This window comes from Streptococcus porci DSM 23759 (assembly GCF_000423765.1).
In the GTDB taxonomy this organism is placed as follows: domain Bacteria; phylum Bacillota; class Bacilli; order Lactobacillales; family Streptococcaceae; genus Streptococcus; species Streptococcus porci.
Genome location: NZ_AUIP01000009.1, coordinates 26680 through 51161, shown reverse-complemented (window position 1 = coordinate 51161; position 24482 = coordinate 26680). Strand labels below are relative to the sequence as shown.

Annotated in this window: 29 protein-coding genes and 1 other RNA gene; 4 read left to right on the top strand and 26 right to left on the bottom strand. The window is 41.3% G+C overall.

Annotation, left to right across the window (positions count from 1 at the left end):
- Window positions 1-90: 90 nt before the first annotated feature.
- From G576_RS0103925 to G576_RS0103910, 5 genes are all read right to left on the bottom strand, one after another.
- Complete coding sequence (locus G576_RS0103925) at window positions 91-1515, bottom strand: cell division site-positioning protein MapZ family protein (protein ID WP_027973494.1); 1425 nt, start codon at window positions 1513-1515, stop codon at window positions 91-93.
- Window positions 1516-1526: 11 nt separating this feature from the next.
- On the bottom strand, window positions 1527-2681 hold the full coding sequence (locus G576_RS0103920) for a THUMP domain-containing class I SAM-dependent RNA methyltransferase (RefSeq protein ID WP_027973493.1): 1155 nt from the start codon (window positions 2679-2681) through the stop codon (window positions 1527-1529).
- A gap of 138 nt (window positions 2682-2819) precedes the next feature.
- Window positions 2820-3186, bottom strand: an RNA gene (gene rnpB, locus G576_RS13175) — RNase P RNA component class B.
- Between the two features lie 20 nt (window positions 3187-3206).
- Complete coding sequence (locus G576_RS0103915; protein WP_027973492.1) at window positions 3207-3608, bottom strand: cell division regulator GpsB; 402 nt, start codon at window positions 3606-3608, stop codon at window positions 3207-3209.
- Between the two features lie 92 nt (window positions 3609-3700).
- Window positions 3701-4225 carry an SLOG family protein gene (locus G576_RS0103910; protein ID WP_037618417.1) on the bottom strand — a complete coding sequence of 175 codons (525 nt, stop codon included), beginning with the start codon at window positions 4223-4225 and terminating at the stop codon, window positions 3701-3703.
- Between the two features lie 67 nt (window positions 4226-4292).
- Here G576_RS0103910 and recU point away from each other — a divergent pair, with 67 nt between their 5' ends.
- Together recU and pbp1a are read left to right on the top strand one after the other, a co-directional pair.
- Window positions 4293-4895: a Holliday junction resolvase RecU gene (recU, locus tag G576_RS0103905; protein ID WP_027973490.1), complete on the top strand. Its 603-nt coding sequence runs from the start codon at window positions 4293-4295 to the stop codon at window positions 4893-4895.
- 37 nt (window positions 4896-4932) lie between these two features.
- Window positions 4933-7080 carry a penicillin-binding protein PBP1A gene (gene pbp1a, locus G576_RS0103900; RefSeq protein ID WP_027973489.1) on the top strand — a complete coding sequence of 716 codons (2148 nt, stop codon included), beginning with the start codon at window positions 4933-4935 and terminating at the stop codon, window positions 7078-7080.
- Window positions 7081-7101: 21 nt separating this feature from the next.
- On the opposite strand, the gene G576_RS0103895 is transcribed toward pbp1a, so the two are convergent.
- The 10 genes from G576_RS0103895 to G576_RS12235 all read right to left on the bottom strand — a co-directional run bounded on the left by G576_RS0103895 (window position 7102) and on the right by G576_RS12235 (window position 14800).
- On the bottom strand, window positions 7102-7731 hold the full coding sequence (locus tag G576_RS0103895; RefSeq protein WP_027973488.1) for a hypothetical protein: 630 nt from the start codon (window positions 7729-7731) through the stop codon (window positions 7102-7104).
- A gap of 44 nt (window positions 7732-7775) precedes the next feature.
- Entirely contained in the window at window positions 7776-9086 is a 1311-nt protein-coding gene (der, locus tag G576_RS0103890) for a ribosome biogenesis GTPase Der (protein WP_027973487.1), read from the bottom strand.
- 56 nt (window positions 9087-9142) lie between these two features.
- Window positions 9143-10045, bottom strand: coding sequence for a primosomal protein DnaI (gene dnaI, locus G576_RS0103885; protein ID WP_027973486.1), 903 nt, complete (start codon window positions 10043-10045; stop codon window positions 9143-9145).
- Window positions 10046-11197, bottom strand: coding sequence for a replication initiation and membrane attachment family protein (locus tag G576_RS0103880; RefSeq protein WP_027973485.1), 1152 nt, complete (start codon window positions 11195-11197; stop codon window positions 10046-10048). It lies immediately after the preceding gene.
- A complete protein-coding gene (nrdR, locus tag G576_RS0103875) occupies window positions 11184-11678 on the bottom strand; it encodes a transcriptional regulator NrdR (RefSeq protein WP_027973484.1) in 495 nt (164 codons plus the stop codon). Before nrdR ends, G576_RS0103880 begins: the two co-directional genes overlap by 14 nt.
- Window positions 11679-11787: 109 nt before the next feature.
- Entirely contained in the window at window positions 11788-12168 is a 381-nt protein-coding gene (locus tag G576_RS0103870) for a RidA family protein (RefSeq protein ID WP_027973483.1), read from the bottom strand.
- A 19-nt stretch (window positions 12169-12187) separates the two neighbouring features.
- Window positions 12188-12403 (bottom strand): YozE family protein, encoded by a 216-nt coding sequence (locus G576_RS0103865; RefSeq protein ID WP_027973482.1) that lies wholly within the window; start codon window positions 12401-12403, stop codon window positions 12188-12190.
- A gap of 11 nt (window positions 12404-12414) precedes the next feature.
- Entirely contained in the window at window positions 12415-12705 is a 291-nt protein-coding gene (locus tag G576_RS0103860) for a GNAT family N-acetyltransferase (protein ID WP_027973481.1), read from the bottom strand.
- A 198-nt stretch (window positions 12706-12903) separates the two neighbouring features.
- On the bottom strand, window positions 12904-13413 hold the full coding sequence (gene msrA / locus G576_RS0103855) for a peptide-methionine (S)-S-oxide reductase MsrA (RefSeq protein WP_027973480.1): 510 nt from the start codon (window positions 13411-13413) through the stop codon (window positions 12904-12906).
- Window positions 13414-13492: 79 nt separating this feature from the next.
- Entirely contained in the window at window positions 13493-14800 is a 1308-nt protein-coding gene (locus G576_RS12235; RefSeq protein ID WP_051177976.1) for a D-alanyl-D-alanine carboxypeptidase, read from the bottom strand.
- A gap of 115 nt (window positions 14801-14915) precedes the next feature.
- Between G576_RS12235 and G576_RS12230 the strand changes: the two genes are divergently transcribed.
- The gene (locus tag G576_RS12230; protein WP_051177973.1) at window positions 14916-15680 is read left to right on the top strand and encodes a DUF2785 domain-containing protein; all 765 of its coding nucleotides are present in this window, start codon (window positions 14916-14918) and stop codon (window positions 15678-15680) included.
- A 213-nt stretch (window positions 15681-15893) separates the two neighbouring features.
- Here G576_RS12230 and G576_RS12225 read toward each other — a convergent pair whose 3' ends face one another.
- The 10 genes from G576_RS12225 to G576_RS0103795 all read right to left on the bottom strand — a co-directional run bounded on the left by G576_RS12225 (window position 15894) and on the right by G576_RS0103795 (window position 22899).
- Window positions 15894-16256 carry a hypothetical protein gene (locus tag G576_RS12225; protein ID WP_245563011.1) on the bottom strand — a complete coding sequence of 121 codons (363 nt, stop codon included), beginning with the start codon at window positions 16254-16256 and terminating at the stop codon, window positions 15894-15896.
- Window positions 16249-17106: an RNA-binding virulence regulatory protein CvfB gene (gene cvfB, locus G576_RS0103835; RefSeq protein ID WP_027973479.1), complete on the bottom strand. Its 858-nt coding sequence runs from the start codon at window positions 17104-17106 to the stop codon at window positions 16249-16251. The genes G576_RS12225 and cvfB overlap by 8 nt, the downstream gene beginning before the upstream one ends.
- A gap of 225 nt (window positions 17107-17331) precedes the next feature.
- Window positions 17332-17889: a ribosome recycling factor gene (gene frr, locus G576_RS0103830; RefSeq protein WP_027973478.1), complete on the bottom strand. Its 558-nt coding sequence runs from the start codon at window positions 17887-17889 to the stop codon at window positions 17332-17334.
- Window positions 17890-17937: 48 nt separating this feature from the next.
- The gene (pyrH, locus tag G576_RS0103825) at window positions 17938-18666 is read right to left on the bottom strand and encodes a UMP kinase (RefSeq protein ID WP_027973477.1); all 729 of its coding nucleotides are present in this window, start codon (window positions 18664-18666) and stop codon (window positions 17938-17940) included.
- 229 nt (window positions 18667-18895) lie between these two features.
- The gene (locus G576_RS0103820) at window positions 18896-19183 is read right to left on the bottom strand and encodes a hypothetical protein (protein ID WP_027973476.1); all 288 of its coding nucleotides are present in this window, start codon (window positions 19181-19183) and stop codon (window positions 18896-18898) included.
- Window positions 19184-19290: 107 nt separating this feature from the next.
- Window positions 19291-19980: a 50S ribosomal protein L1 gene (gene rplA, locus G576_RS0103815; protein WP_004194879.1), complete on the bottom strand. Its 690-nt coding sequence runs from the start codon at window positions 19978-19980 to the stop codon at window positions 19291-19293.
- Between the two features lie 40 nt (window positions 19981-20020).
- A complete protein-coding gene (gene rplK, locus G576_RS0103810; RefSeq protein ID WP_027973475.1) occupies window positions 20021-20446 on the bottom strand; it encodes a 50S ribosomal protein L11 in 426 nt (141 codons plus the stop codon).
- Between the two features lie 400 nt (window positions 20447-20846).
- Window positions 20847-21380: a YceD family protein gene (locus tag G576_RS0103805; protein ID WP_027973474.1), complete on the bottom strand. Its 534-nt coding sequence runs from the start codon at window positions 21378-21380 to the stop codon at window positions 20847-20849.
- A gap of 59 nt (window positions 21381-21439) precedes the next feature.
- Window positions 21440-22336 carry a zinc metalloprotease HtpX gene (gene htpX / locus G576_RS0103800; RefSeq protein ID WP_027973473.1) on the bottom strand — a complete coding sequence of 299 codons (897 nt, stop codon included), beginning with the start codon at window positions 22334-22336 and terminating at the stop codon, window positions 21440-21442.
- A gap of 11 nt (window positions 22337-22347) precedes the next feature.
- The gene (locus G576_RS0103795) at window positions 22348-22899 is read right to left on the bottom strand and encodes a LemA family protein (protein ID WP_027973472.1); all 552 of its coding nucleotides are present in this window, start codon (window positions 22897-22899) and stop codon (window positions 22348-22350) included.
- Between the two features lie 71 nt (window positions 22900-22970).
- Between G576_RS0103795 and rsmG the strand changes: the two genes are divergently transcribed.
- Entirely contained in the window at window positions 22971-23684 is a 714-nt protein-coding gene (gene rsmG, locus G576_RS0103790; protein ID WP_027973471.1) for a 16S rRNA (guanine(527)-N(7))-methyltransferase RsmG, read from the top strand.
- Between the two features lie 27 nt (window positions 23685-23711).
- Here the strand turns inward: rsmG and G576_RS0103785 are convergent, their stop codons facing one another.
- A complete protein-coding gene (locus G576_RS0103785; protein WP_027973470.1) occupies window positions 23712-24449 on the bottom strand; it encodes a TraX family protein in 738 nt (245 codons plus the stop codon).
- Between the last annotated feature and the right edge of the window lie 33 nt (window positions 24450-24482).

The following is a 24482-nucleotide window of genomic DNA, read 5'->3' as shown; positions in this document are numbered from 1 at the left end:
ATCCCTTAGGAATTGTACTATAGACCCCATAAGTTAGATTTTATGTCTGACTTGTGGGGTCTGTTTATTTCCTTGGGATTTTCAAGTGTTTTAATAATCTAAGGCATCTGAGTGGCCTTTGGCATTGCCGACAAAGTAGCCCGTTTTGCAGTTGATAGAGAAAAGATAAGTACCATCTGGCTTGAACATATTGTAGTAACCGTTACCATTGACAATATTCACTTTCTCCAAAATGTAGTCATTTCCTGTAATATAGCCACGCTCTTGAGAGGTCGCCACAATTTTTTCTAGGATTCCTTCGTTAAAAGTCCAGGCAGGATTATCACTGTCAGCAATCACGTCAAAGTTATAAGGTACTCGACTTAAATCGCGCTGAAGAGTATTAACATCATAGTTGGTAATGCCATAAATACTCGCTGCTGATACTGAACTAGCTGATGGAGCTGGGGCTGGACTCTCAGTCACTGCTGAAGATTTGTCGCTAGAAGGACTATTAACTGCTGGTTTTGCTCCGCCTTTCCCTCCAGAAGTAGCTGAATTGCTACGAGCTTCAGCCACCACTGCCTGAAGAAGGGTATCAAGATTGGCGTTTCCAGTATTCAAAGAAGTAGATGAAAGATCGTCCAGATTAGAACCTGCTTTCAGGACAGCTTCCACTTTTTCCCCGTCAACAACAGCTGGGCTCTCAAATTTTTCATTGACAGCTTTCACAGCTGCAATAGACTTAGTCAAACGATCAAACTTACTTTTGGCATCATCATAATATTGACTACCTTCCAAAGCTTTAAGCAGATTTTCGAGCTCAGAAACCTTGTCAAACTCGCTGTTTTTCAACTTGGTTTGTTCCTTATCGGTAAAGAAAGTTGCATAGCGTTCATTGAAATCAGCAAGATTCTTTTTGTCTTTTTCGGAGGAATCCTGACTTGTTTCAGTTGCTTCTGTCGTCTGAGTAGTTGTCTCCGCTGAATGACTAGCCTTGTTCCCTTGCAACAGACCATAGCCAATGGCAGAGCCACCTAAAATCAAGGCAACCGCTGCACCTAACCAGAGTCCTTTTTTCTTATAAAATGGCTGTGCTGGATGATCGTCACCGATGCCAATGGTTCCATCCATCTTGGAAACTTCGCTTGCAGCAACTTTGTCAGTTTCTAAATCAGCACTCACTGAGCTGATTTCAGGAATTTCTGAGACAGCTTCCGATGCAAGAGGCGCGCTAGTCGAAACAAGCTCACTCTCATCTAAGACTTTGGTCTCTTCCAAATCTTTGCGTTGCTCAGCAATGAAATCATCAATAGTCTTCTTTTGTAGTTCTGTTAGTTCACGAGTGTTTTCAAATTTTTGTGAAGCAACTTCCTCACGATTTTGTTTGATATATTTATCTAAAATGTTATCGTTTTCTGTGACCCCTGCTTTGATTTCAGCTTCCTTGCGGACGGCCTCTTCAATGGTCATGTCCTTAGCATCTTCAAAATTTAGTTTTTCTGGTTCCTGCTTTGGTGTTTTTTCCTTGGACATATCTTCCCTTTCTAAACCTCTTGTCGTTTGACCCGCTCACCATAGTATTGGTAAAGGTCAACTTTCAAAGTACCGTTGTAAAGTTTGCGCTTTTTATCAGCTAGACTGCCGTATTTCTTTTCAAAATTCTCATCACTGGTCAGGATAAACTTACTCCATGTTTTGAGGGGGGCAAAAGTTTCTCCCATATCACGGTAGAGAACATTGATTGCTTCATCATCCAATAGGCGTTCCCCATACGGCGGATTGGAAACGATGACTCCATTGATTTTGTCGGTTCGAAGATCTTGGAGTCGCATTTGCTTAAAGGTGATTATATCAGCAAGCCCTGCTTCCTCTGCATTTTTCTTGGCAATGTCCACCATACGAGCATCAATATCACAGCCCATGATGTCCAAATTCACATCGTAGTTAGCTTTTCTTTCAGCCTCATCGCGGACGCTTTGTACCAAATCCTTATCCACCCAAGGCCAAGCCTCAAAAGCAAAATCACGGTTAAATCCTGGAGCGATATTCATCCCTATCATCGCAGCCTCAATACAGAAAGTCCCTGAACCGCAGGTCGGGTCAATCAAGGGCTTATCTGGAAACCAGTTGGTCAGCTGGAGAATAGCTGCCGCCATATTTTCCTTGATAGGGGCGCCACCTTTTTCAGTACGGTAACCGCGTTTAAAAAGACTGGAACCCGTCGTATCAATCAAAATGGTCGCAACATCCTTGACAATAGATACCTCAATTTTAAATTCAGGACCATTTTCCATCAGAGGAACTCCCTCTGGTCGGTGGAAATGCTTTTGCAGTTTCTTGACGACAGCTTTCTTGCTAATTGCCTGTACAGAAGGTTCATTGTGAAGTTTTGACTTGACACACTTAGCTTTTGAGATAGGAAAAGCAGAGCCTAAAGGAATATAATTTTCCCAATCTAGCGCAAAAACCCCCTGAAAAAGTTCTTCAAAAGTTTTTGCCGGAAAAGTCCCCACCACAATCTTAATGCGATCTGCCGCACGCAACCAAAGATTAGTTTCAATGATGGTTCTAACATCACCTGAAAAACGAACCTTTCCGTTTTCGACCTGACAATTAATGCCAAGATCCCTTACTTCGCGACCAACTACCGCCTCTAGACCAGCAGCAACCGTGGCAATTAAGTTAAACGTTTCTTTCATTTTCTTCCTTATTCTTAGTTTAGTTAGGTTTATTATAGCACAAGTCTGGATTTCTAAGATTAAAATCACTTTACGAATCTTCCAGAATTGAAAAAGAAGACTAGAACCTTCGTCCTAGTCCTCACCCTATATGCAATTTTCTATAAGCCATGTTTTGTTCCAGAAGTGACTAGGTACCACTTCCTTCGATAATCATCTGTCTACTGTTTCCAGTCAAGATAGTCCGTTCAATTCCGGCTATCTCGTGCCCCTACCAAGGTTTGGGTTGCTAGCTTGAGGGGTTTACCGCGTTCCATTTTTTGAGTTTCCCCAAAAACTACGTCACTGTGGCACTTTCAGAGGTACTGGGACATATCCTGAGACTTAGCCCTTTTCCTCGCCGTAACGCCAAAGGCGTCCCTAGGCTTATTGTTTCACCTAGCACAAACACTACGGGCATCTCAGCCCGTGCTAGCATGGACTTTCCTCATGAAAAAACCTGTTTTTCACGCGATTATCCGAAAATTACATCTTGTTTATGTTTGGCTATTCAATAATTTGTTTGCCAAAAACTTCTTTTTCCAAACGGCTAATACGCTTGAGAATATCAAAATTTGTCACCGAAGCTGAAAGGCGCGACAAATCATTTGGCTGGTTGATTGAATTCCCATAAGATGGACTGACTGACTGACCTTGTTCTGGTTCGAGAGGCGTTGTAAAGACCTGTGTCTCAGTCGAAGCAGCTGGAGATTCAACGATTTGGTTTTTCAACTGTTCTCGTAATTGCTCATTTTCCTGACGTAGGACTTGTAACTGGGCTGCATAAGTTTCATAATCCTTGATAATATCATCTAAAAACTCATCAATCTCATCTTTATCATATCCCCGAAGGACAATTTTAAACTCACGCTCAAAAATCTCTTTAGGACTCAAAATAATTTTTGCCATATCACACACACTCCGTACATCACTATTGGTTAATCTAAAACCTTATCATTTCTATACTACCTAAAAGTAGATAAAAAATCAAGAGTTTGGATTCATTCATGCCAATCCAATACAAAATCATTCAAATCATCTACCGTCAATGTTCTTAAATCATAATCTTCTTGTTCTGTCATCATATTGTAAAGGTATTTTAAGGAACTTTCATTCTCCTTATCATAAAACACATAGGCTCCTTGAGTATTATCAATCAAGAACTGATTATATTGCTTAAATTGACCCGGATGTTCATAGCACTCAAAGGCATATTTGACATAGTCAACCGACTTAAAAAGTGCCAGTTTTTCCTGATTAGACTCATTCCAGTTTTCTCCGTGATTTTCAAAAGGAAAAATTGTAGCCAGAGAAAAGCCATACTCATCCTGCAACCTTTTAGCAACCTCCAGGGCCCAATACTCAAAACCAAGATTTCCCATAAAAATCAGCCAATCCACACCTTCTTCAACCAAACGAAGCAAGTCTCTCTCAATAACTCCTTTGATAATTTTAACGCGTGGATCTTTGTCTTGAAAAATACCCAGCTCTATATTTTTATAGCCGGTTACTAAAAATGCGGTCATTATTTGTCATCCTTTTTTAAATTATGGTATAATTAGTAGAATATAGGTAAAGAATTAAGGGAGGGTTATGGTCAACTATCCTCATAGTATCAAGGGTCGGATTCATCCGATTTCACCCAATCGACAAGTTCAGAAACAAGTAGACTTTGCCAATAGAGGCATGAGCTTTGAATCAGCCATCAATTCGACTAATGACTATTACTTGTCACGTCAAATTGCGGTCATTCACAAGAAGCCTACCCCTATCCAAATTGTCAAGGTGGACTACCCAAGACGAAGTCGAGCAAAAATCGTTGAGGCCTACTTTAGACAAGCCTCAACAACTGACTATTCAGGCGTTTACAAGGGGCATTATATTGACTTTGAAGCCAAAGAAACCCGTCAAAAAACAGCTATGCCTATGAAGAATTTTCATCTGCATCAGATTGAACACATGATTGGTGTCTTAGAGCAAAGCGGTATCTGCTTTGTCTTGCTTCATTTCTCCAGTCTCAAGGAAACCTATCTTCTTCCAGCGAAGCCTTTGATAGATTTTTATCAAATTGATAACGGTAATAAATCCATGCCTCTTGATTATATCAAAAAAAATGGTTTCGCCATAGAATCAGGTGCCTATCCACAGGTGCCTTACCTAGATATCATAGATAAATACATTTTAGGCGGTGATTAACATCAAAAACGTAACTAAAAAATTAAAACGCCCAAAAATCAAAGGGCCTATTACCTGGAAAAAAATCCTAAGCTATCTTGCTATTAGCCTATTAAGCCTAATTATTCTAGCTGTCATTGCTGGAGGAAGCCTCTTCGCTTACTATGCTAGTCAGGCGCCTGAACTGTCAAAGGAGAAATTACAAGCAACCAGCTCTAGCTTGATTTACGATAAGGATAACAATCTCATAGCTGACTTGGGAACTGAAAAACGAGAGTTGGTATCATCCGACAGTATCCCAATAGGATTGGTTAATGCCATTGTCTCAATCGAAGATCATCGTTTTTTCCAACACCGTGGTATTGATATTTATCGTATTATGGGATCTATTTGGCATAATTTGACCAACGATACGACACAAGGGGGCTCAACCCTCGATCAGCAGTTGATTAAGCTAGCCTATTTTTCTACCGCTGAGTCTGACCGTACCATCAAACGAAAAATGCAAGAAATCTGGCTGTCCCTTCAGATGGAGCGACAATTTACCAAGGAAGAAATTTTGACCTTCTACATCAATAAGGTCTTTATGGGAAATGGAAACTATGGTATGAGAACCGCGGCTAAATCTTATTTCGGTAAAGATTTGACAGAGTTATCCGTAGCTCAGCTAGCTCTCCTTGCAGGTATCCCTCAAGCACCTAGCCAATATGACCCTTACACACAGCCTGAGTTAGCTACAAGACGACGTGATACAGTATTGTCTCAGATGTATCGCCACAAATACATCACCAAGGAAGAATACGACGCGGCTGTCGCTACTCCTGTTACAGATGGTTTACAGACCTTAAAACCTACATCAAGTTTTCCAAAATATTTGGATAATTATTTGACAGAAGTTATCTCTCAAGTCAAAAAAGATACTGGTCTTGACATCTTTAGCGCTGGTCTCAAAGTCTACACCAATGTTGATAGTGCTGCTCAGGAGCGTCTCTACGATATTTACAACACTGACAATTACGTTTCATATCCAGATGAAGATCTCCAAGTGGCTTCTACCGTGATTGATGTGACAAACGGGCATGTGGTCGCACAGTTAGGGGTTCGTAACCAGAAAGAAGATGTTACCTTCGGTACCAATCAGGCTGTCTTAACCGATCGTGACTGGGGTTCTACAATGAAACCCGTTACTGACTACGCGCCAGCTATTGAAAATGAGGTTTATACTTCAACAGCTCAAAACCTAAATGACTCTGTCTACTACTGGCCAGGTACAACGACCCAACTTTATAACTGGGATCGTCAGTACTACGGTTGGATGACTATGCAAACAGCCATCATGCAATCGCGAAATGTTCCGGCAGTAAAAGCTTTAGAAGCTACTGGCTTAGATAAAGCCAGCGATTTCTTAGCAAATCTTGGGATTCATTATCCTGAACTTTACTATTCAAACGCAATTTCAAGTTCTACTTCTAGTACGGAGCAGCAGTATGGAGCAAGCAGTGAAAAGATGGCTGCTGCTTACGCTGCCTTTGCTAACGGAGGTATTTACTACGAACCTCAATATGTCAATAAGATTACTTTTAGCGACGGTTCAAGCAAGAACTATGAAGCCAAAAGCAATCGTGCCATGAAGGAAACAACTGCCTACATGATGACAGATATGCTCAAAACTGTCCTTTACTATGGCACTGGGACACGAGCACAAATCTATGGGCTCAATCAAGCTGGTAAAACAGGAACTTCCAACTATACAGAAGATGAATTGGCCGCTATCGAAGAAAAACTTGGTTTGAATTATTGGAATGTCGGAGTTATGGCCCCTGACGAAAACTTTGTCGGTTATACCCCTCAGTATTCTATGGCTGTTTGGACTGGTTATAAAAATCGTCAAACTCCAATTTATGGAGAAGGATTAAACGTTGCCATTGATGTCTACCGTGAAATGATAACCTACCTAACAGGTGGCTATAATGAAGATTGGGTAATGCCTGAGGGCCTTTACCGAAGTGGTAGCCACCTCTACCTCAACAACGCCAAACAACACCAAAACTACACTTACTACTACGAAACCACTACTGCCCCTAGCACAAGTTCCGAAACAAGCTCAGAAAGTACTTCGGTTACAGAAGCAAGTTCACAAGATTCTACTATCTCTGAACAAAGTAGTCAAGAATCGGTTACAAATAGTAATCAGCAAGGTCAATAAAAAGATTGAAGTACACCGTCTTCAATCTTTTTTTGTTGCTTGATAATATGGCATCAGGACTTTAAATCCTTTGATAAGTTCAGGTATTATCTCATCTAGGCTAGTTTTAGCATTTAAAGAAATGTCATATTTCACCAGGGCTTTTCTGACTTTTCCTGATTTAACCTCTTCTTGTAGGCGTAGGCGATTTGACTCGTTCCCCTCTTCTCGGTGACTGACACCATCAATCTGAACCATATAGTAAAGTGGCTCTGCAATTGCTACCGACAGTACACGGTTCTGTTTTGTCAGAGTTTTTTCTGATTTCTTACGTTCCACAAAACTGACTTCGACAGAAATTCCGAAATAGTCTGGATTTCCATAAAGTCGGATAGCAAAAGCAATGTCGTCAGGCTCAGCTCCTTCTTCTATAAAAAAGCACCAAAAGTGTGGACGAGCAATTTGCGCTTGATTAGCCCAGTTACTGACACGAGCCATGACAAAGCCACTAATTTTACTATCCAGATGTTTTGATAAGGCCTGCATCTCCTCACGAGCGGCCTGGCCAAGCTTTTTCAACTCTTCCATAGCATGTGCTTGATTCCCTGCTTTCTCTGCTTTCATATATTTAACACCCTGATAAGCAAGGTATTCTTGAATCTTTTTAAACATGATTTGACCTAAAAAGACTGCCTCATAGCAGCCCCTTTCATCACTTATTTACGTTTTCGTGCGATGAGATGAATCGGTGTCCCCTCAAAGCCAAAGGCTGCACGAATTTGATTTTCCAAGAAACGAAGATAAGAGAAGTGCATAAGTTCTTCTTCGTTGACAAAGATAACAAAGGTTGGTGGTTTAACAGAAACTTGCGTTCCATAAAAGATTTTCAGGCGCTTGCCCTTATCTGTTGGTGTTGGGTTGATGGCAATAGCATCCATGATAACATCGTTAAGAACTGCTGATGCGATACGCTTGTTTTGACTTTCACTGATGCGTTTGATCATCTCAGGTAATTTGTGCAAACGTTGCTTGGTTACGGCTGATACGAAGATGATTGGCGCATAGCTGAGAAATTGGAACTGGTCACGAATGTCTGCTTCCCATTGAGCAACAGTATGGTTATCCTTTTCAAGGGTATCCCACTTGTTGACAACGATAATCATCCCTTTCCCAGCTTCATGAGCAAAACCAGCGATACGTTTATCATACTCACGGATACCTTCCTCAGCGTTGATAACTAAAAGAACAACGTCCGAGCGATCGATAGCACGCATAGAGCGCATAACCGAATACTTCTCGGTATTTTCATAAACCTTACCAGACTTGCGCATTCCAGCCGTGTCAATCATGGTGTATTCCTGACCGTCGCTGTCTGTAAAGTTAGTATCAATAGCATCACGGGTTGTACCTGCTACTGGGCTAGCAATCACGCGCTCTTCACCCAGAATAGCGTTGATAAGACTTGATTTGCCCACATTTGGACGACCAATTAGGCTAAACTTGATGATGTCAGGATTTTCTTCCTCATGCTCTGTTGGAAGATTTTCTACAATGGCATCTAAAATGTCTCCCGTACCAATCCCGTGGACAGAGGAGACTGGAAATGGATCTCCAAGACCCAGCGAATAAAAATCATAAATATCATTTCGCATCTCAGGGTTATCGACCTTGTTAACCGCTAAAATGACGGGTTTATTTGTTTTATAAAGAATACGTGCCACATACTCATCAGCGTCTGTTACTCCTTCTTTACCAGAAACCACAAAAACAATAACGTCAGCTTCAGTCATGGCAATATCAGCTTGATGCTTGATTTGCTCCATAAATGGTGCATCAACGTCGTCAATACCTCCCGTGTCAATAAGAGAGAACTGACGATTCAACCACTCAGCAGTGGTATAAATACGATCACGGGTCACACCCTCTACGTCTTCGACGATAGAGATACGCTCTCCAGCAATACGGTTAAATAGTGTTGATTTACCAACATTGGGACGACCAACGATGGCAACTGTAGGTAAAGCCATAATTTCCTACTATCTCAAAACAGAGATAGTTTTCCTTCCTAAGATTAAATTCTGAATTAGCGTCGATTCTCCCCTTGGAGATGAACTTCTTTTGCCAGAAAACGAATGCGTTCCATAACGCGCTTAGCTTGCCAAGATTCGTCAGAACCTTTGACACTGCCCAGTTTTCTCTCCAAATCAGCAAAGCTGTAATTGGAGGTGAAAAAGGTTGGTAGTTCTTCTAGCATGCGGTATTGTAAGATAACTTGTAGCACCTCATCGCGAATCCAAGAGGTCGATTGCTCAGCTCCAATATCATCCAAGATTAAAAGCTCTGCTTTTTTCACAGCATCAATTTCTTCCTTGACTGTTCCTGTATTGATGGCATTCTTGACATCAATGGCAAAGCTTGGAAAATGCAAGAAGGTGGTAGAAACACCTTTTTTCTCGGCCAATTCACGCGCCATTGCTGCCAGAATGAAAGACTTGCCAACTCCCATATCTCCATAAAGATAGAGACCTTTCTGCCCATTTTGAGGATAATCAGCCACAAAATTAACCAAGTCCTGAAAAACTTCTACCCGTTTGACATCATCAAGAGTCACATCTTGAAAGGTAATTTTCTTGTATGTCTTAGGTAGACTAACCAAATGAATCCTCTCTTCGATAGCTCTCTGCCGTTGGGCAACTTTTAGCTCTGCCGTTTCCCGATAAGACACATCAGCATAACCTTCGTTCATGAAGATGACTGGTTGGTAGCCTTTAGCGATATAGCTGGTATCACCGGACTGAAATTTGGCACGCTCGTTGCGATACTGGTTAAATTTTGGCAGACTGCGCTTGATTTGCTCGGAAGTCAAGTGATGATTGGCGATAAATTCTGCAATCTCAGAGTCCGCCAAAATTTCCTGCATGAGGGCGTCTGTCTCCGCTTGACGCAAATGACCACTACGGCTCAAGGTTTGTCCAACTTTTTCCATCTACTCACTCCCTCCTAAACGCGCCAAAGCCTGGCGTTTGAGTTCCTCAAGACGCTCTTGCTCCTCTTGCGTGGTTTCATTTTTGTAGTCTTGTTTACTCCAGTCAGGCACATTGGACTTGACTGCTTTGGGCTTACTGTCTTTTTTTCTTTGGTCAAAGCTGCGCATTTTACTAATAGCTACTTCTGCACTTTTGACCTCTTGATAAGCAAAATCATTGGCGATCTTCATCAAATAAGTTTTATTGAGATTGGCTGACTTAGTTTTTGCCAAGGTATATATAACCATGACATTGATAACTTCATCTAAGAAATTCATAGCCACTAAATCATCTAGCACTTTCAACTCATCTGCCGTGACAGTCGCCCTGCGACCTTTTTTAATCTCAGCTAAGAGAACCTGTGGGCTAGATGATTTAGCCTTATGTAACAAAATCTTTTCCTGATCAGAAAAGTCTGATGGAACATTAGCTTGCTTATTCTTCTCCAATTTTGCTGACAATCGTTTAGGTAAAATCACCCCTTGATAAGCTGTTTCTTTAGCTACTTGATACAAATCAAACCAAGTCAAGCGATAACGTTCTGCCAAACTGTAAAGAGCAAGCACATCATCTTTTTCATTATCCAGACGTAGACCGTCATGAAACATTCGTTTCTGAAAAGAGTCCCAATCAAAATGACCTTTCGACTGTTTTGTCAATTCTAGATTCCCAAAGTCAGAGAAAAGATCCGAAAACTTTTTAGATAGATTTCTAGCCTTATCCGGCTCTGATACCATTAGATTTTTAAAAGCAGCTTCCCCGATACGTTGCTCAAGCAAGCGACTATAGGCTGGGTTGGCTAGAAAGTCTGAAATTAACAGAGCAGGCTTAAGATGAATCAGATAGCCTTCTCCCGTCTGGTAAAAGGCTACCAAATCCATTGCCGTTAATAAGGCCAATGCCTCCTCAAACCGTGACATACCAAACTGCATGTGATTCAAAATTTCAGTAAACTTATGAGGCTTTGCCCCGTTATCCCAAAAAGTTGCCAAATAAGCGTAAAGCCCGACCGCCTCTAGCCCTAAAATAGGTTGATAGAGACGAGCCATACTGTGATTATCATAAGAAATGGCATTTTCTCTGAGGTAGGAGAAGGTATCATTCGGCGTCATGGGTTTGGCCACCTTTTTTCTTACTTCTCACGCGGTTGGTGATTTGACGTAGGAGAGCCTCAATCTCATCAACATCCTTAAAAGAACGATAAACGCTGGCAAAACGGACATAGGTAATCTCATCCAGTTCCGCTAGCTCATCCATGACAAGATTACCAATGACTGTACTCTCCACCTCACTATCATAGTCACTACGCACCTTGCGTTCAATACGACTGATAGCTTTCTCAATATCACTGCTAGAAACAGGACGTTTCTGAGCACTCTGGATAATACCATTGAGAATTTTATCGCGGGAAAATTGCTCGCGCGTTCCATCCTTTTTGATAACTAAAAGAGGCATTTCCTCCAAGCGTTCAAAGGTCGTGAAGCGGTTGGCGCATTCTTCACACTCACGGCGACGACGAATGGTATTGCCGTCCTCAGCCTGACGGCTATCAATAACACTAGACTTATTGCAATGACATTTGGGACAACGCATAATACACCTACTTTACCTGATACTTAATACTTTATTCTACCATAATTTTCCTGATAAAAAAAGCAGGCGCTTCTGCCTACTTTTGAGATTAGCTACGGCTATGAAAGTCTTAGTCGACAAGCTCAGCAATGACTTCAATTTCAATCTTAACATCACGTGGCAAACGTGCCACTTCAACAGCTGAGCGAGCTGGGAAATCTGTCGTAAAAGCTGTCTTGTAAACCTCGTTAAAAGGCACAAAATCATTCATGTCGCTAAGAAAACAAGTCGTTTTAACCACATGGTCAAAATCCGTACCTGCTTCAGACAAAATAGCCGAAATATTTTTCAAGACTTGCTCCGTTTGTTCTTGGATGGTTTCTCCAACAACCTCACCAGTTTCTGGTGACAAGGGCACCTGACCACTGGCAAAAAGCAAGTTACCAACAATTTTCCCTTGAACGTATGGTCCGATAGCCGCAGGGGCTTTGTCTGTGTGAATAGTTCTCATTTTTCTCTCCTTATCATTATTAATGTGCTAAATAATCTTCCCAAATTCTATCGAAATCACTGAGATTAAAAGCAAAGGCTGCCTCATCTTCTAAATAGCGACTAACACTCTCGAAGTCATCAGTGTGCTTTGGAAAGGTCGTATCATCAAAAACCAAATCAGCCAAGATCGCTACAGGCTCGTTTGATTTCGGATTGCGCTGAGCCATAAGCCAGTTGTAAAAAGATTTTCTCAATCATCTCTCCTTCAATAATCAAAAAGTTCATCGTCCATATGAACAACTCGTGACAACTGTTCATTCTTGGAAGGCTTACGCACTTCAATCAAATTCAAAACAGTGTAGCCCTGATGTTTCAAAAAAGCTAACATCTCATGATTGTTAGGATGAACATAATTAAATAAGGTTTCACCGCCTAACAATCGAGATAATTCTTCCGCCTTTTCAAAGAGCAAACTTGCCAATCCCTGACGACGAAAAGCAACAGAGATATAGCGTTGCTCCAGCCAAACCAGACTTTCCTCTACCTTGCAGACCATATAACCACTAAGGTGTCAGACATGAAAACACCGTAAGTGAGAAAACCTTTCCCCAAAAAACTTCAAAATTCTTCCCCTCCCTCATTAAGGTCGGGCTCAACAAATTGATTTTTAAAGCTCCTCAGATGTACACGAAAATCCGCAAACAGCGGTTCGTTTCTTTCAGATAACTCGCATCTAAGTCTACAATATCAGCCATCACTGCCAATTCTCCTTTAGGAAGGCTTTACGAATGGCTGAGCTTTCCTTGTAACGGCTGGGATTGGTTTTATAAAAGCCCTGATGATAATCCTCTGCTTCATAAAAGGGCTGTGCGGGCTCAATCTTAGTCACGATGGGACGATCAAAACGTCCTGACGCTTGCAAGGTCGCCTTAGACTGCTCTGCTATTTCCCTTTGAGCCTCATCAAAGTAGAAAATAACAGGGCGATAGTTATCTCCACGATCTTCAAACTGTCCAAAAGCATCGGTCGGATCTGTCTGAGTCCAGTAAATCTCCACCAAGTCAGCAAAGGAAATCTTCTCTGGATTAAAAATAATCTCAACCGCCTCTGTATGTCCAGTCGTCTTGGCGCAAACCTCTTCATAAGTTGGATTTGGCACATGTCCACCAGTATAGCCGGAGCGAACAGACAAAATCCCCTCCTGCTCTTCAAAGGGCTGTACCATACACCAGAAACAGCCCCCAGCAAAAATCGCTCTTTCCATAAGCACTTCTCCTTAAGTAATGGTTCTATTGTAGCAAAAAAATCCCAGAAAATCTGAGATTTTTATTACTCCCAAGAATTTATTTCTTTTTACGCTTTAGTTCGTAGGCTACAATTCCTAAAAGTACCACAAGAAGCGGTATGACAACTAGGCCTTTTTTAAAGAAGAGATCAAACAAGCCTGACTGATTCTCCGCTGAGGATGGAATAACTTCTTTTACCGTACTTAAAATAGAATTTTCTATCTTGCTCACCTTCTGATTTGAATGAATCTTCGGACTGACATTCTCTAAGCCATTATCCAAAGATAGGTTTCCCTGATCGTCAATCAGATAGACGGGGTCGCTACCTTTTTTCAATACTCCGTAAAAATCCTCTTTAAGCTGGTACTTCTGTCCATTGATTTCCTGCTCACCAGCTTTGAGCAAAAGACGATACTCATAATCAGCGTAAGCTTTTTCAATAATGGCATTACCGAAAGGATGGCGATAGTATTCACCGTTTTGATCAGCCCAATCACCCACTCCCATGATGACAGAGATAACTTCCTGACCACCACGGTTGACCGTTGCGATGTAGTTGAAAGCAGCGCTTGGACTAGAGCCTGTCTTAAGACCATTGACACCTTCAATACCATACTTAGCACCTGGTAAAGAATAGTTATAAGTCTCAAAAGTCTCCTCATAAGGTGTTCCTGCCTTAACCGTCACTACGGGATCTTTTGTATGATTGAGGATGGCTGGATACTTTTTAACAAAATGATAAACTAAAATGGCCAAGTCGCGCGCAGTTGTTTCATTTGTCTGTTCATTGTTATAGCGCTGAGGAGCATAGTAGCCATCAAAAGAAACAGCAACCGCTCCACTGGCATTATTCCATTTCGTATTGGTCATCCCAAGCTCTTGAGCCTTGGCGTTCATCAGGTCAATAAAAGCATCTGGATCGTTATTAGAAAGGTAATTAGCCAGCATGATGGTAGTTGCATTTGAGGAAGGCACAGCCGTCATGGTGATGAGTTCACCAACTGTATAATCCACACCAGCTACAATTTTATTATTTGAGATGGCATAGATTTGTGCAATAGCTTGGTCAGTCTCCGTAGCACGAATTACCGTTTCTTCAGTCAGACGCCCTTCAGCAATAGCTTCATAAACAAGGTACAGAGTCATCACTTTACTCATGCTTGCTGGATCACGAATGGTATCAATATTGTCCTGCCAAAGGATATTTCCCGTCTTGCCATCAATAGCAATAGAAGCCTTGGGGCGGTTGACGTCAAGCACATCATATCCCGCCGCTCGGGTAATATCCATAATATCATCTGCCTCTACTGTCGAGAAAAAAAACAGAGCAATCAAAAGAACAATAAACGTATAGACCTTTTTCACAAAACACCTCGTTATTAAAGATAGTTTCATTTTACCATAAATTAGAACTATTTCAATACTCTTTCAAAATCAAACCATTCTTGGCTAAGCTCTAATCTTATGATATAATAGTCTCATGAAAGACCAACTCCAAGAAAAACTCACTCAAAATTCCTCCTATACAGAGGAGCAACTCAACTGGTGTCTCGTAAATATCGGCCATCCAAGTCCAGACATTCGTGATGGCTTGATTTACACTACTTTTTACCACGCTTTTGATAAACACCTGCTTAGTCGTGACCAATTTCTCCGACTAGAGCAGTACCTTCAAGAGCGCAATCTTCTCACTAGTCCTGATACCCTGACCCGTTCTTTTTCTGCACTCCTCGCTAGTCTCCTAATTTTTTTCGACAACTGTCCAGATAGTCCTTATTTTTCTCTTTTGGAAAATAGCAGAGCGTCACTTTTCAACCAGGCCCTAACCTTTCTTATCAACGAGACTGATACACGTGGCTATGATAATGAGCTAGGTTGGATTCATGCGATTGCTCACGGAGCAGAGTTGGTCATGGCTGTCAGCCAACACCAAGACTTTTCAGAAGAACGACTAGAAGAAGTCTGGCAAATTGTTACTCAGGTTCTGGGCAAGCAAAAATCCGTCTTTTCAGCTGGCGAGGCTAATCGTCTAGCCATCATTTTCACACAACTTATCCTATCAGAAAAGTTAAAACAAGGCGATCTCGCTAAATGGATCTCTGAATTGGACATTCTTGATAACAGTCCCGAGGAATATTTCTGCTCCCTCAATTTCAAGGCATTTCTCACTCATATTTATATGACCTTAGAAAAAGAAGGTATTCTTACAAGCACCTTAAAGCATAGCATTTTGTCAAAATATTAAAAAACTGATTCAACTTTGAACCGCATCCCAAAAGTTATACAGAGAAAATCTAACTTTTAGGGTGCGGTTTAAAATATGAGATTATTCTATATCAAACAACTTTCACCTACTTATAAAACATTCACACATTGATAGACAAGTCCCATCGCAAGACAAACGAGCAGTGGCCAAAATAGCAAATGTTCCGGCAAGCCTAGACTCATCATCCAGTCTTTAGTTTTCCAGGTTGGACAATCTTTCCGTTCCCAAAATCATGAGCTTCTGAAAGTATTTCTTCCGAAAGAACCAGTCCAGTCCAATCAACTCACCTAAGTTAACCAAAAACATTTGCCAATAGCTAGAATAAGCAAATAAAAGAAAAGAAAACAAGCTCCACCTGAGCTTGCATAATTGCTTGAGCTCAGCTTTAGGAGCTTGCGCTTGAATTTCTTTAGGTAACATGTTGATCACAGCAGCTGGATAAGCCAGCCAGAGACGGGAAAATATTAGATTAAAGATGAGACTCATGACCGTACCGACCAGAGTCACTTTAAAAAAATGGTCATAAAGTACTCCTTCTTTCTCAAAACTAATCAATCAATTCTGTACCAAACTGATCTTGTTTAATTTTCTTAGCTTTCATCAGCCCACCAAGGGCTTTTTTAAATTGTCCCTTGGAAATACCGAAAGTTGCCTTAATATCATCGGGTGAAGATTTATCATTTAATGTCATAAATCCACCATTTGATTCCAAGTAGGTCAGAATCATCTGAGCATCATTTTCCAACATCTCAAACGAACGTGGTTTAAGGGAAAGGTTTAGGGTGCGGTCAATTTCTCGAAAACCAATTACACGTGCATTAACGACTTCACCTAAGCGAGGTTCCGCATAACGTTCGCTTGGGTGGATAAAGCCAAGCATATTGTTTTCTGGCAAGTAAACAAAGGTTCCTGATAATTTCAAACGATAAACAATGGCTGGCCAAGTTTGGTTTTGCATATTATCGTATGCAGGCCCTGCCATTTTGTGAAAGACTTCTGGTTCAGCAGGAAGCGCCCAAATACGATCTTTCTTATCAACATCAAGTCTGACATAGAGTTTGTCACCTTTTTTAGGCCACAATTCTTTTATCTCAGGCAGGACGTCCAAGGAAACAACCACATGTTTATCTGGTAGGCCAGTATCTACAAAAACACCCAGGTCACGACGAACTTCTGTCACCTCACCCCAGCCATAACTCGTCCGACTGGCAGCCATTTCTTTAGTCGTCAAACGCGCCTTTTGGCGCATATCAGTGTAGGCAAATCCCTTGACCATATCACCAATCTTATATTGACCTTCAGACTTATCCAAAGTAAAGGTCACACCATCTTTTTGGACAAAATAAGCCTTGTCATTTTCATCAGTCACCATGGCGGTGATAACTGTAGCAAGTAAATTATTCATGTTATCCCTTTTCTCATAAAAAGGGAGTGGACCTCCACCCCCTTTTGTTTTCATATTATTTGCTCGAATTGTAACTTCATATTTTTGGCGCTTCTCTCAGGTGACAGGAACACCAGCAAACTTTCGATTTCGTGGCTTATTGTCATCGAGTCATGCTTTCGCCAAATTACTCTCAGAAAGTGCTAAATTGGCTATTCTAATCACCAGGCAGAATCGTTTCAAACATTATACTGTCAACAATTCTTTTTCTTTTTCAGCAGTCATGCTATCGATTTTCTTAACAGCATCATCTGTTGCCTTTTGAATCTCTTTTTCAAGAGATTTCAGTTCATCTTCAGTTATTTCTTTCGCTTTTTCCTGCTTTTTAGCCTCATCCATAGCATCGCGGCGGATGTTACGGATAGCAATTTTAGCATTTTCCCCAACTTTTTTTACTTCTTTTGCTAACTCTTTACGAGTTTCTTCGGTAAGAGCTGGAATCACCAAACGGATAACTGAACCGTCATTGGCAGGGTTGATGCCAAGGTCTGATTCATTAATAGCACGTTCAATGTCTTTGATTGAGGATTTGTCAAATGGTGATACCAATAGAACACGCGCTTCTGGAACAGTAATTGAGGCCAACTGATTAAGCGGTGTTGGTGCTCCATAGTATTCCACTTGAATGCGATCCAAAAGGCTTGCATTTGCACGACCAGCACGGATTGATGCAAATTCACGAGCTAATGATTCGTGCGAGTGCATAAAACGTTCTTGAGCTTTTTCAATAATTGCGTTTGCCATAAATTGAGATTTTCCCTTTTCTATTTTTTTTGTAAAAAGCAGAGCTTCTTAGTTTGTTGATTTGTTTGAAACCGTCGTTCCGATGTTTTCTCCGAAGACCACACGTTTGATATTGCCAACTTCATTCATGTTAAAGACAACCAAATCAATGTCATTGTCCATTGAAAGTGTTGAAGCTGTCGCATCCATGATTTTAAGACCTCGTCTGATAACTTCGACATGAGTCAATTCGTCAAATTTGATAGCATCAGCATTCTTGCGTGGATCATCATTGTAGACCCCATCCACGCCATTTTTAGCCATGAGAATAGCGTCTGCTTCAATCTCAGCCGCACGCAGCGCAGCTGTTGTATCTGTAGAGAAATACGGAGAACCAATACCAGCACCAAAGATGACAATGCGACCCTTTTCAAGGTGTCGAAGCGCTCGCCCACGAATGTAAGGTTCTGCCACATTTTGCATTGCGATAGCTGTTTGAACGCGAGTGTCAACGCCATACTGCTGAAGGCTATCTGCCATCACAAGTGCGTTCATAACTGTTCCCAACATGCCAGTATAATCTGCTTGTACACGGTCCATACCAGCTTCTGCAGCAGGCTCACCGCGCCAAAGGTTGCCACCACCGATAACCAAACCAATTTGAATTCCTGAGGCATGCACCTCAGCAATTTCTTTCGCCATTTTTTGAACAGTCGGCAAGTCAATGCCTACACCTTTTTCGCCCGCCAAAGCTTCACCAGACAGTTTAATTAAGACACGTTTGTATTTTGGTTCCAAAAGTACTACTCTCCTTACCCTACTTAAATTTCATCTTTAATATTTTATCATAAGTTAGCCATTTTACCTAGCGAAATATCAGGAGATTTTTCAAAGATGAGAGCTCCATTGCCACACAAATGGTAGCCATAATCTCGTCAAAACCAAATGGGATTTCTATTTCTATAACTATGCGTAAAATTTGTTTGGTACTCATTATTCTGGAGTAATGTCCCGTTCCAAATACCTTCTACAAGGTATCTAACCCTATGGCGAAAAGACGGTAGGTCTCTTGCAGCTCATGAAGATAATGAACCAAGTCTACCAATTCCTTAGGTGCTCGGTAGGTCAAGGCAGTTAGCTCTGCATTGATAAAACGACTTAAATGTCCTGCCAGTATATAGAGATTTTCCTCCTTATCCATCCGACCTTCAACCTCCAACATTTTTTCTCGCAAAGCTTCTGAAAATGCCTCATGGGGAAGGTTGTAGGCAGCAGATAGATAACGATAAAACTCTTCCTTTTCAGCTACTTTCATTGGATGACTCCTTTTATGTAAATTGACCATAGTATAAAGCGAATTCACTCTCTTGTCAAGATGCTCAGAAGCAAAAAAAGATTGCCCTAAGACAATCTTTCTATTGATTAAAGTGAGTTAGGATCAACTTTGATACCAACACCTTGTGTTGTTGTAATAGATACTGAAGTCATGTAAGTACCTTTAGCTGTAGCTGGTTTAGCTTTAGCCATTACATCGTGGAAAGCTTTGAAGTTTTCAACGAGTTTGTCAGCGTCAAATGATACTTTACCGATAAGAGCTTGTACGATACCTGCTTTGTCAGCACGGTAAGTGATTTTACCACCTTTAGACTCTTCAACTGCTTTAGCAACATCCATTGTTACTGTACCAGTTTTAGGGTTTGGCATCAAGTTACGTGGACCAAGTACACGACCAAGACGTCCAACAACAGCCATCATATCTGGAGTTGCGATAACAACGTCGAAGTCCAACCAACCACCGTTGATTTTAGCAACGAGGTCATCTTCACCAACAAAGTCTGCACCAGCAGCTTTTGCTTCTTCTGCTTTGGCACCACGTGCGAAAACAAGAACGCGTGAAGTTTTACCAGTACCGTTTGGCAATACCATTGCACCACGGATTTGTTGGTCTGCTTTACGTACGTCGATGTTCAAGTTGTAAGCAACTTCAACTGACGCATCAAATTTAGCGAAGTTAGTTTCTTTTGCAAGAGCAACAGCTTCTTCTACGCTGTACAATTTTGTGCTGTCGATTTTTTCAAGAGCAGCACGCAAGTTTTTGCTTTTTTTAGCCATGTTATATGTCTCCTTGTAATCAGATAATCTTGGGTGCTACTTAGTCAGTAACAGTGAATCCCATAGAACGAGCAGTACCTTCGATCATACGCATTGCAGCTTCAAGAGATGCAGCGTTCAAGTCAGGCATTTTAGTTTCAGCAATTTCTTGTACTTGTGCACGAGTAACTGTTGCAACTTTAGTTTTGTTTGGTGTGCCTGAACCTTTTTCAACACCTGCAGCTTTTTTCAAAAGAACAGCAGCTGGTGGTGTTTTAGTTACGAAAGTGAATGATTTATCTTCATACACAGAGATAACAACTGGGATGATCATGCCAGCTTGATCAGCTGTACGAGCATTAAACTCTTTAGTGAATCCCATGATGTTGATACCTGCTTGACCAAGTGCTGGTCCGACTGGTGGAGCTGGAGTAGCTTTACCTGCAGGAATTTGAAGTTTTACGAGTTTTTCGACTTTTTTAGCCATGATATAAAATCCTCCTATTGTGGTTTTGGCGGTAATTACAGATTTTTACCTCCCACAAATATGCCATTGGCATACCTTAACTATTATACAGACTTTTTGGTAAAATGCAAGAAATTTGTTGGTAAATCTTATGATTTTCTGTACTTTTTTCCTTAGTCCTGCTGTCAAAAGCATGGCTTCTAAGCCATAAAAATTCTTAACATCGCTTCCCAATTTTCAATCAAAATCTCCCCTTTGCCAGGATAAAAACAAACCGAATATGCCTCTTACTAGCTTGGGTTAAAACTGTCCACTGGACTCGCCTCGCTCTTGAATTTCTTAGCTCGGGTTAAAACTGTCCACTGGACTTGCCTCGCTCTTGAATTTCTTAGCTCGGGTTAAAACTGTCCACTGGACAGTTTTAATCATCAAAGAGGTCATTCAATCCTGCGAAGGGGTTATTTGCCATGGCTTTTTCTCTTTGTTGAGCCTGATATTGCTCCTCAGTCAAGACTGACCATGAATTTCCGCTTGGCATTTGGTTTTCTTGTTCTTCTTCTGCTGTCAAGACACGTAAGGGAATATTGAGCAAGATATTATCAATGACACTTTCTTCAAGAGAGATCTCTTCTCCTTCGATAATAAGAACCAGATCCTCCTCAACCAGCTCAGCTTTGCTTTTAACATCAACTTTTTCAATAAAAGCTTCTGAAATAGAGAGAGACTTTGCCAAGGCAACTGGCTCCATTGAACGGCTGGATGGCAGAGTAATGGTGTAGGTCAGCTGATAGTTAAGCAAGTAAAGCCCCGCATCGTGTGAGATGTGTCCAGTCACCTTGACATCGGCAATGTCCAGAATGCTGGGGTCACGTTCCTGCAGAGCCTCTTTGATATCCAAAGTTTGCTCAAAAGTTAGGCCTTCGCTTTGCTTTTTTATTTCGATTAGATTAAACATGGTAACTCCTTCATTTCTTTCCTAAATTATATCAAAAAAATCGTCCTCTTGGGACGATTTTACATCTGTTTCAAACGCTCTATTCGTTCTGAAATCGGGGGATGGGTTCGAAAAAGGTAGCTAAAATCTTTCTTTTTCCTAGGTTCAGTGATGTACAAAGCTGCGCTAGCATCATCTACCTGATGCGCCATCGGACGAGAACTTTCTAACTTTTCCAGTGCTTTAATCATCCCCATAGGATTTCTGGTCAACTCAACAGAGCTAGCATCAGCTAAAAACTCACGCTGTCTGGAGATGGCGAGCTGTACGATACTTGCTGCCAATGGTGCAAGTATTAATGCCAAAATAGAGAAGACAAGCATTAAAACTCCTGCTCCGCCATTGTCATCAGAATCCCGACTAGACCGCCTACCGCCACCAAAATACATAAAGCGACCGCCTATGGATGAGATCAGGGTGATGGCCGAGGTCAGTGCCACTGCAATAGTGGCAATCCTAATGTCGTAATTTTTAATATGACTAATCTCATGCCCCATAACTCCTTCCAATTCCTCACGAGTCATCACTGAAAGTAACCCTGTGGTCGCTGCGACCGCAGCATTTTCAGGGCTAGAACCAGTGGCAAAGGCGTTTAAAGCAGAATCCTCAATGATAAACACTCGTGGCATGGGAATCTGTGCCACCATAGCCATATCTTCAACAATATGGTAATAATCAGGCGCTTCTGCTTCTGTAATCTCACGTGCATTATTCATTGACATGACAAGATTGGTTGATTGAAAAATCATGCTGAAGGCATAGATTACTCCCACAATCAGAGCCAAAAAGGCTCCAAGTTCTAAGTTACCTAAGAGAAGGTAGCCAGCTGCTGCTCCGATAGCTGTCAATAGGATAAAGAAGGCGATAATCAATACGACCGTCCGCCTTTTGTTGCTGGCAATTTGGTCATAGAGCATAGGTCACCTCGTTAAAAGTCAAATTCCACTTTTGGAACAGCTTTCTCTTCTTCGGGAACTTGCAAGAATTCGCTCTCTTTAAAGCCAAAAAGTCCTGCGATAATATTTGTTGGTACTGTCTGCAACTTGGTATTGTAATTAGCAGTTGTGCTATTGTAAAGTTGGCGCGAGTAAGAGATTTTATTTTCTGTATTGGTCAATTCATCCTGCAATTTAACAAAGCTAGCATTAGCTTTTAAGTCTGGATAATTTTCAGCGACAGCAAAAAGGCTGGTCACCTGACGACCAAGTGCGTCTGAAGCCTGCATAGCCTCTTGAGGCGTCTGGGCTTTTGCCACCTGAGCGCGTAGCTCTGCAATTTTTTCCAAAGTCTCACCTTCGTACTTGGCATAACCTTTGACTGTCTCAATCAAATTTGGAATCAAGTCATTACGACGCTTGAGCTGAACATCAATCTGACTCCAAGCCTCCTGAGTTTGCATACGACTTTTAACAAGACTGTTATAGGCTGCAACTACCAAAAGGACAAGCACTGCGATAACGGCGAGAATAATCCATAACATAAGTATTCCTCCATATATTTTATTTCGCTCTATTATATCAAGTTTTTCTGTTTTTGTGGTAAAATAAGGTCATGACTAAAGAAGAATTTTACCAACGATTAGCTGAGCAAGGTTTTGAACTCAGCGATTCACAAAAGGAACAATTTGAACGCTATTTCGAACTTCTAGTGGAATGGAATGAAAAAATAAACCTGACAGCAATCACAGAAAAATCTGAAGTCTATCTCAAGCACTTCTATGATTCTGTGGCACCTGTTTTACAGGGAAAAATTAGCAACGAAAAGATTCGCCTGCTGGACATCGGGGCCGGGGCTGGTTTTCCTAGTCTTCCAATGAAAATCCTCTGTCCTGAGATTGATGTTACAATCATTGATTCCCTCAATAAGCGCATCAATTTCCTGACTTTGTTGGCTGAGGAGTTGGGGTTGACTGGTGTTCACTTTTACCATGGCAGAGCCGAAGATTTTGGTCAGAACAAGGATTTCCGCGCTAGCTTTGATGTCGTAACAGCACGTGCGGTAGCTCGTATGCAGGTTTTATCTGAGCTGACCATTCCCTTTTTAAAAGTTGGTGGAAGGCTAGTTGCTCTCAAAGCTGTTGCTGCTGAAGATGAATTGGCTGACGCTAAAAATGCGCTAGCACAGCTTTTCTCAAAAGTCCTAGAAACTTATAATTACGACTTACCAAATGGAGACGGACGCAACATGACCATCGTCGAAAAGAAAAAAGAAACTCCAAATAAATTCCCGCGCCGAGCAGGTCTTCCTAATAAAAAACCATTGTAAAAAGAGGCGCACGCCTCTTTTTACTATTTAGTAGCCAAAAATCATGAAGCGAATACCCCAAAGTAAGGTTAGGTGTAGGGGATAAAAAGCATAAAAACCCCATTTGACCCATGCTGGTGAATAGCCACGCTGACCATTATAGTGCCATAACAAAGGAATGACGAGAAGAATGCCCAGATTGGCAAAAACCAAAGCTAAGGCCATATCACGAGTCAGAGCATCTTGTAAGTAGGCTCCATAGTATCCCCAACTTAAAGCTAGCATAAGGAAAGAAATCAAGGGAATAATCAAAAACTTATACCTGCTCTGTCTGAATCGGTAAAAAGCATAAATAATCGGAATCCCAAAAACTTGCCAATCTGACCAAAGCGTCATTACCATAAAAACAAGAACAATTGGAACATCCAGCCAAGGAGTTGGCACTTTTTCCAAAAGCATCATCATTAAAACGCCCATCATCAATGTAAACATGATATTGTTACCCACCCAAAGTGGTATCCCCGGCAAGAAGGTATAGTGGAATGGAAGAAAAGATAGCAGGCTAAATAGAGCTAGCCGTCCTACATATTTCCAGCGATTTCTAGTATAATAAAAACCATCAACCATCAGATAAGCCATGATTGGAAAGGTCAAAAGTCCTATCAATAGATAGCTAAAAGCCCAAATCGGCGGGTTCCAAATTTTTTCAAAGGTGTGTCCGATATGGTTTATTAACATAGCTGATATAGCAATCAACTTGAGATGAAAAGCATTTAGTTTCTTCATTTCAACCTCACTTTCTTTGTCACTAGTCTATCT

What these genes read in the sequence shown, in the direction of transcription:
- G576_RS0103785 (WP_027973470.1), bottom strand. Translation starts at nt 24,449, where the DNA reads ATGAAGAAACTAAATGCTTTTCATCTCAAGTTGATTGCTATATCAGCT.
- G576_RS0103920 (WP_027973493.1), bottom strand. Translation starts at nt 2,681, where the DNA reads ATGAAAGAAACGTTTAACTTAATTGCCACGGTTGCTGCTGGTCTAGAG.
- G576_RS0103870 (WP_027973483.1), bottom strand. Translation starts at nt 12,168, where the DNA reads ATGAGAACTATTCACACAGACAAAGCCCCTGCGGCTATCGGACCATAC.
- der (WP_027973487.1), bottom strand. Translation starts at nt 9,086, where the DNA reads ATGGCTTTACCTACAGTTGCCATCGTTGGTCGTCCCAATGTTGGTAAA.
- G576_RS0103795 (WP_027973472.1), bottom strand. Translation starts at nt 22,899, where the DNA reads ATGTTATGGATTATTCTCGCCGTTATCGCAGTGCTTGTCCTTTTGGTA.
- msrA (WP_027973480.1), bottom strand. Translation starts at nt 13,413, where the DNA reads ATGGAAAGAGCGATTTTTGCTGGGGGCTGTTTCTGGTGTATGGTACAG.
- G576_RS0103910 (WP_037618417.1), bottom strand. Translation starts at nt 4,225, where the DNA reads ATGACCGCATTTTTAGTAACCGGCTATAAAAATATAGAGCTGGGTATT.
- G576_RS0103895 (WP_027973488.1), bottom strand. Translation starts at nt 7,731, where the DNA reads ATGTTTAAAAAGATTCAAGAATACCTTGCTTATCAGGGTGTTAAATAT.
- nrdR (WP_027973484.1), bottom strand. Translation starts at nt 11,678, where the DNA reads ATGCGTTGTCCCAAATGTCATTGCAATAAGTCTAGTGTTATTGATAGC.
- frr (WP_027973478.1), bottom strand. Translation starts at nt 17,889, where the DNA reads ATGGCAAACGCAATTATTGAAAAAGCTCAAGAACGTTTTATGCACTCG.
- htpX (WP_027973473.1), bottom strand. Translation starts at nt 22,336, where the DNA reads ATGCTCTATGACCAAATTGCCAGCAACAAAAGGCGGACGGTCGTATTG.
- rsmG (WP_027973471.1), top strand. Translation starts at nt 22,971, where the DNA reads ATGACTAAAGAAGAATTTTACCAACGATTAGCTGAGCAAGGTTTTGAA.
- G576_RS0103925 (WP_027973494.1), bottom strand. Translation starts at nt 1,515, where the DNA reads ATGTCCAAGGAAAAAACACCAAAGCAGGAACCAGAAAAACTAAATTTT.
- G576_RS0103860 (WP_027973481.1), bottom strand. Translation starts at nt 12,705, where the DNA reads ATGGTCTGCAAGGTAGAGGAAAGTCTGGTTTGGCTGGAGCAACGCTAT.
- G576_RS0103820 (WP_027973476.1), bottom strand. Translation starts at nt 19,183, where the DNA reads ATGAAAGTAGCTGAAAAGGAAGAGTTTTATCGTTATCTATCTGCTGCC.
- cvfB (WP_027973479.1), bottom strand. Translation starts at nt 17,106, where the DNA reads ATGAATAATTTACTTGCTACAGTTATCACCGCCATGGTGACTGATGAA.
- G576_RS0103805 (WP_027973474.1), bottom strand. Translation starts at nt 21,380, where the DNA reads ATGTTTAATCTAATCGAAATAAAAAAGCAAAGCGAAGGCCTAACTTTT.
- G576_RS0103915 (WP_027973492.1), bottom strand. Translation starts at nt 3,608, where the DNA reads ATGGCAAAAATTATTTTGAGTCCTAAAGAGATTTTTGAGCGTGAGTTT.
- rplA (WP_004194879.1), bottom strand. Translation starts at nt 19,980, where the DNA reads ATGGCTAAAAAAAGCAAAAACTTGCGTGCTGCTCTTGAAAAAATCGAC.
- dnaI (WP_027973486.1), bottom strand. Translation starts at nt 10,045, where the DNA reads ATGGAAAAAGTTGGACAAACCTTGAGCCGTAGTGGTCATTTGCGTCAA.
- G576_RS12230 (WP_051177973.1), top strand. Translation starts at nt 14,916, where the DNA reads ATGAAAGACCAACTCCAAGAAAAACTCACTCAAAATTCCTCCTATACA.
- rplK (WP_027973475.1), bottom strand. Translation starts at nt 20,446, where the DNA reads ATGGCTAAAAAAGTCGAAAAACTCGTAAAACTTCAAATTCCTGCAGGT.
- G576_RS0103880 (WP_027973485.1), bottom strand. Translation starts at nt 11,197, where the DNA reads ATGACGCCGAATGATACCTTCTCCTACCTCAGAGAAAATGCCATTTCT.
- recU (WP_027973490.1), top strand. Translation starts at nt 4,293, where the DNA reads ATGGTCAACTATCCTCATAGTATCAAGGGTCGGATTCATCCGATTTCA.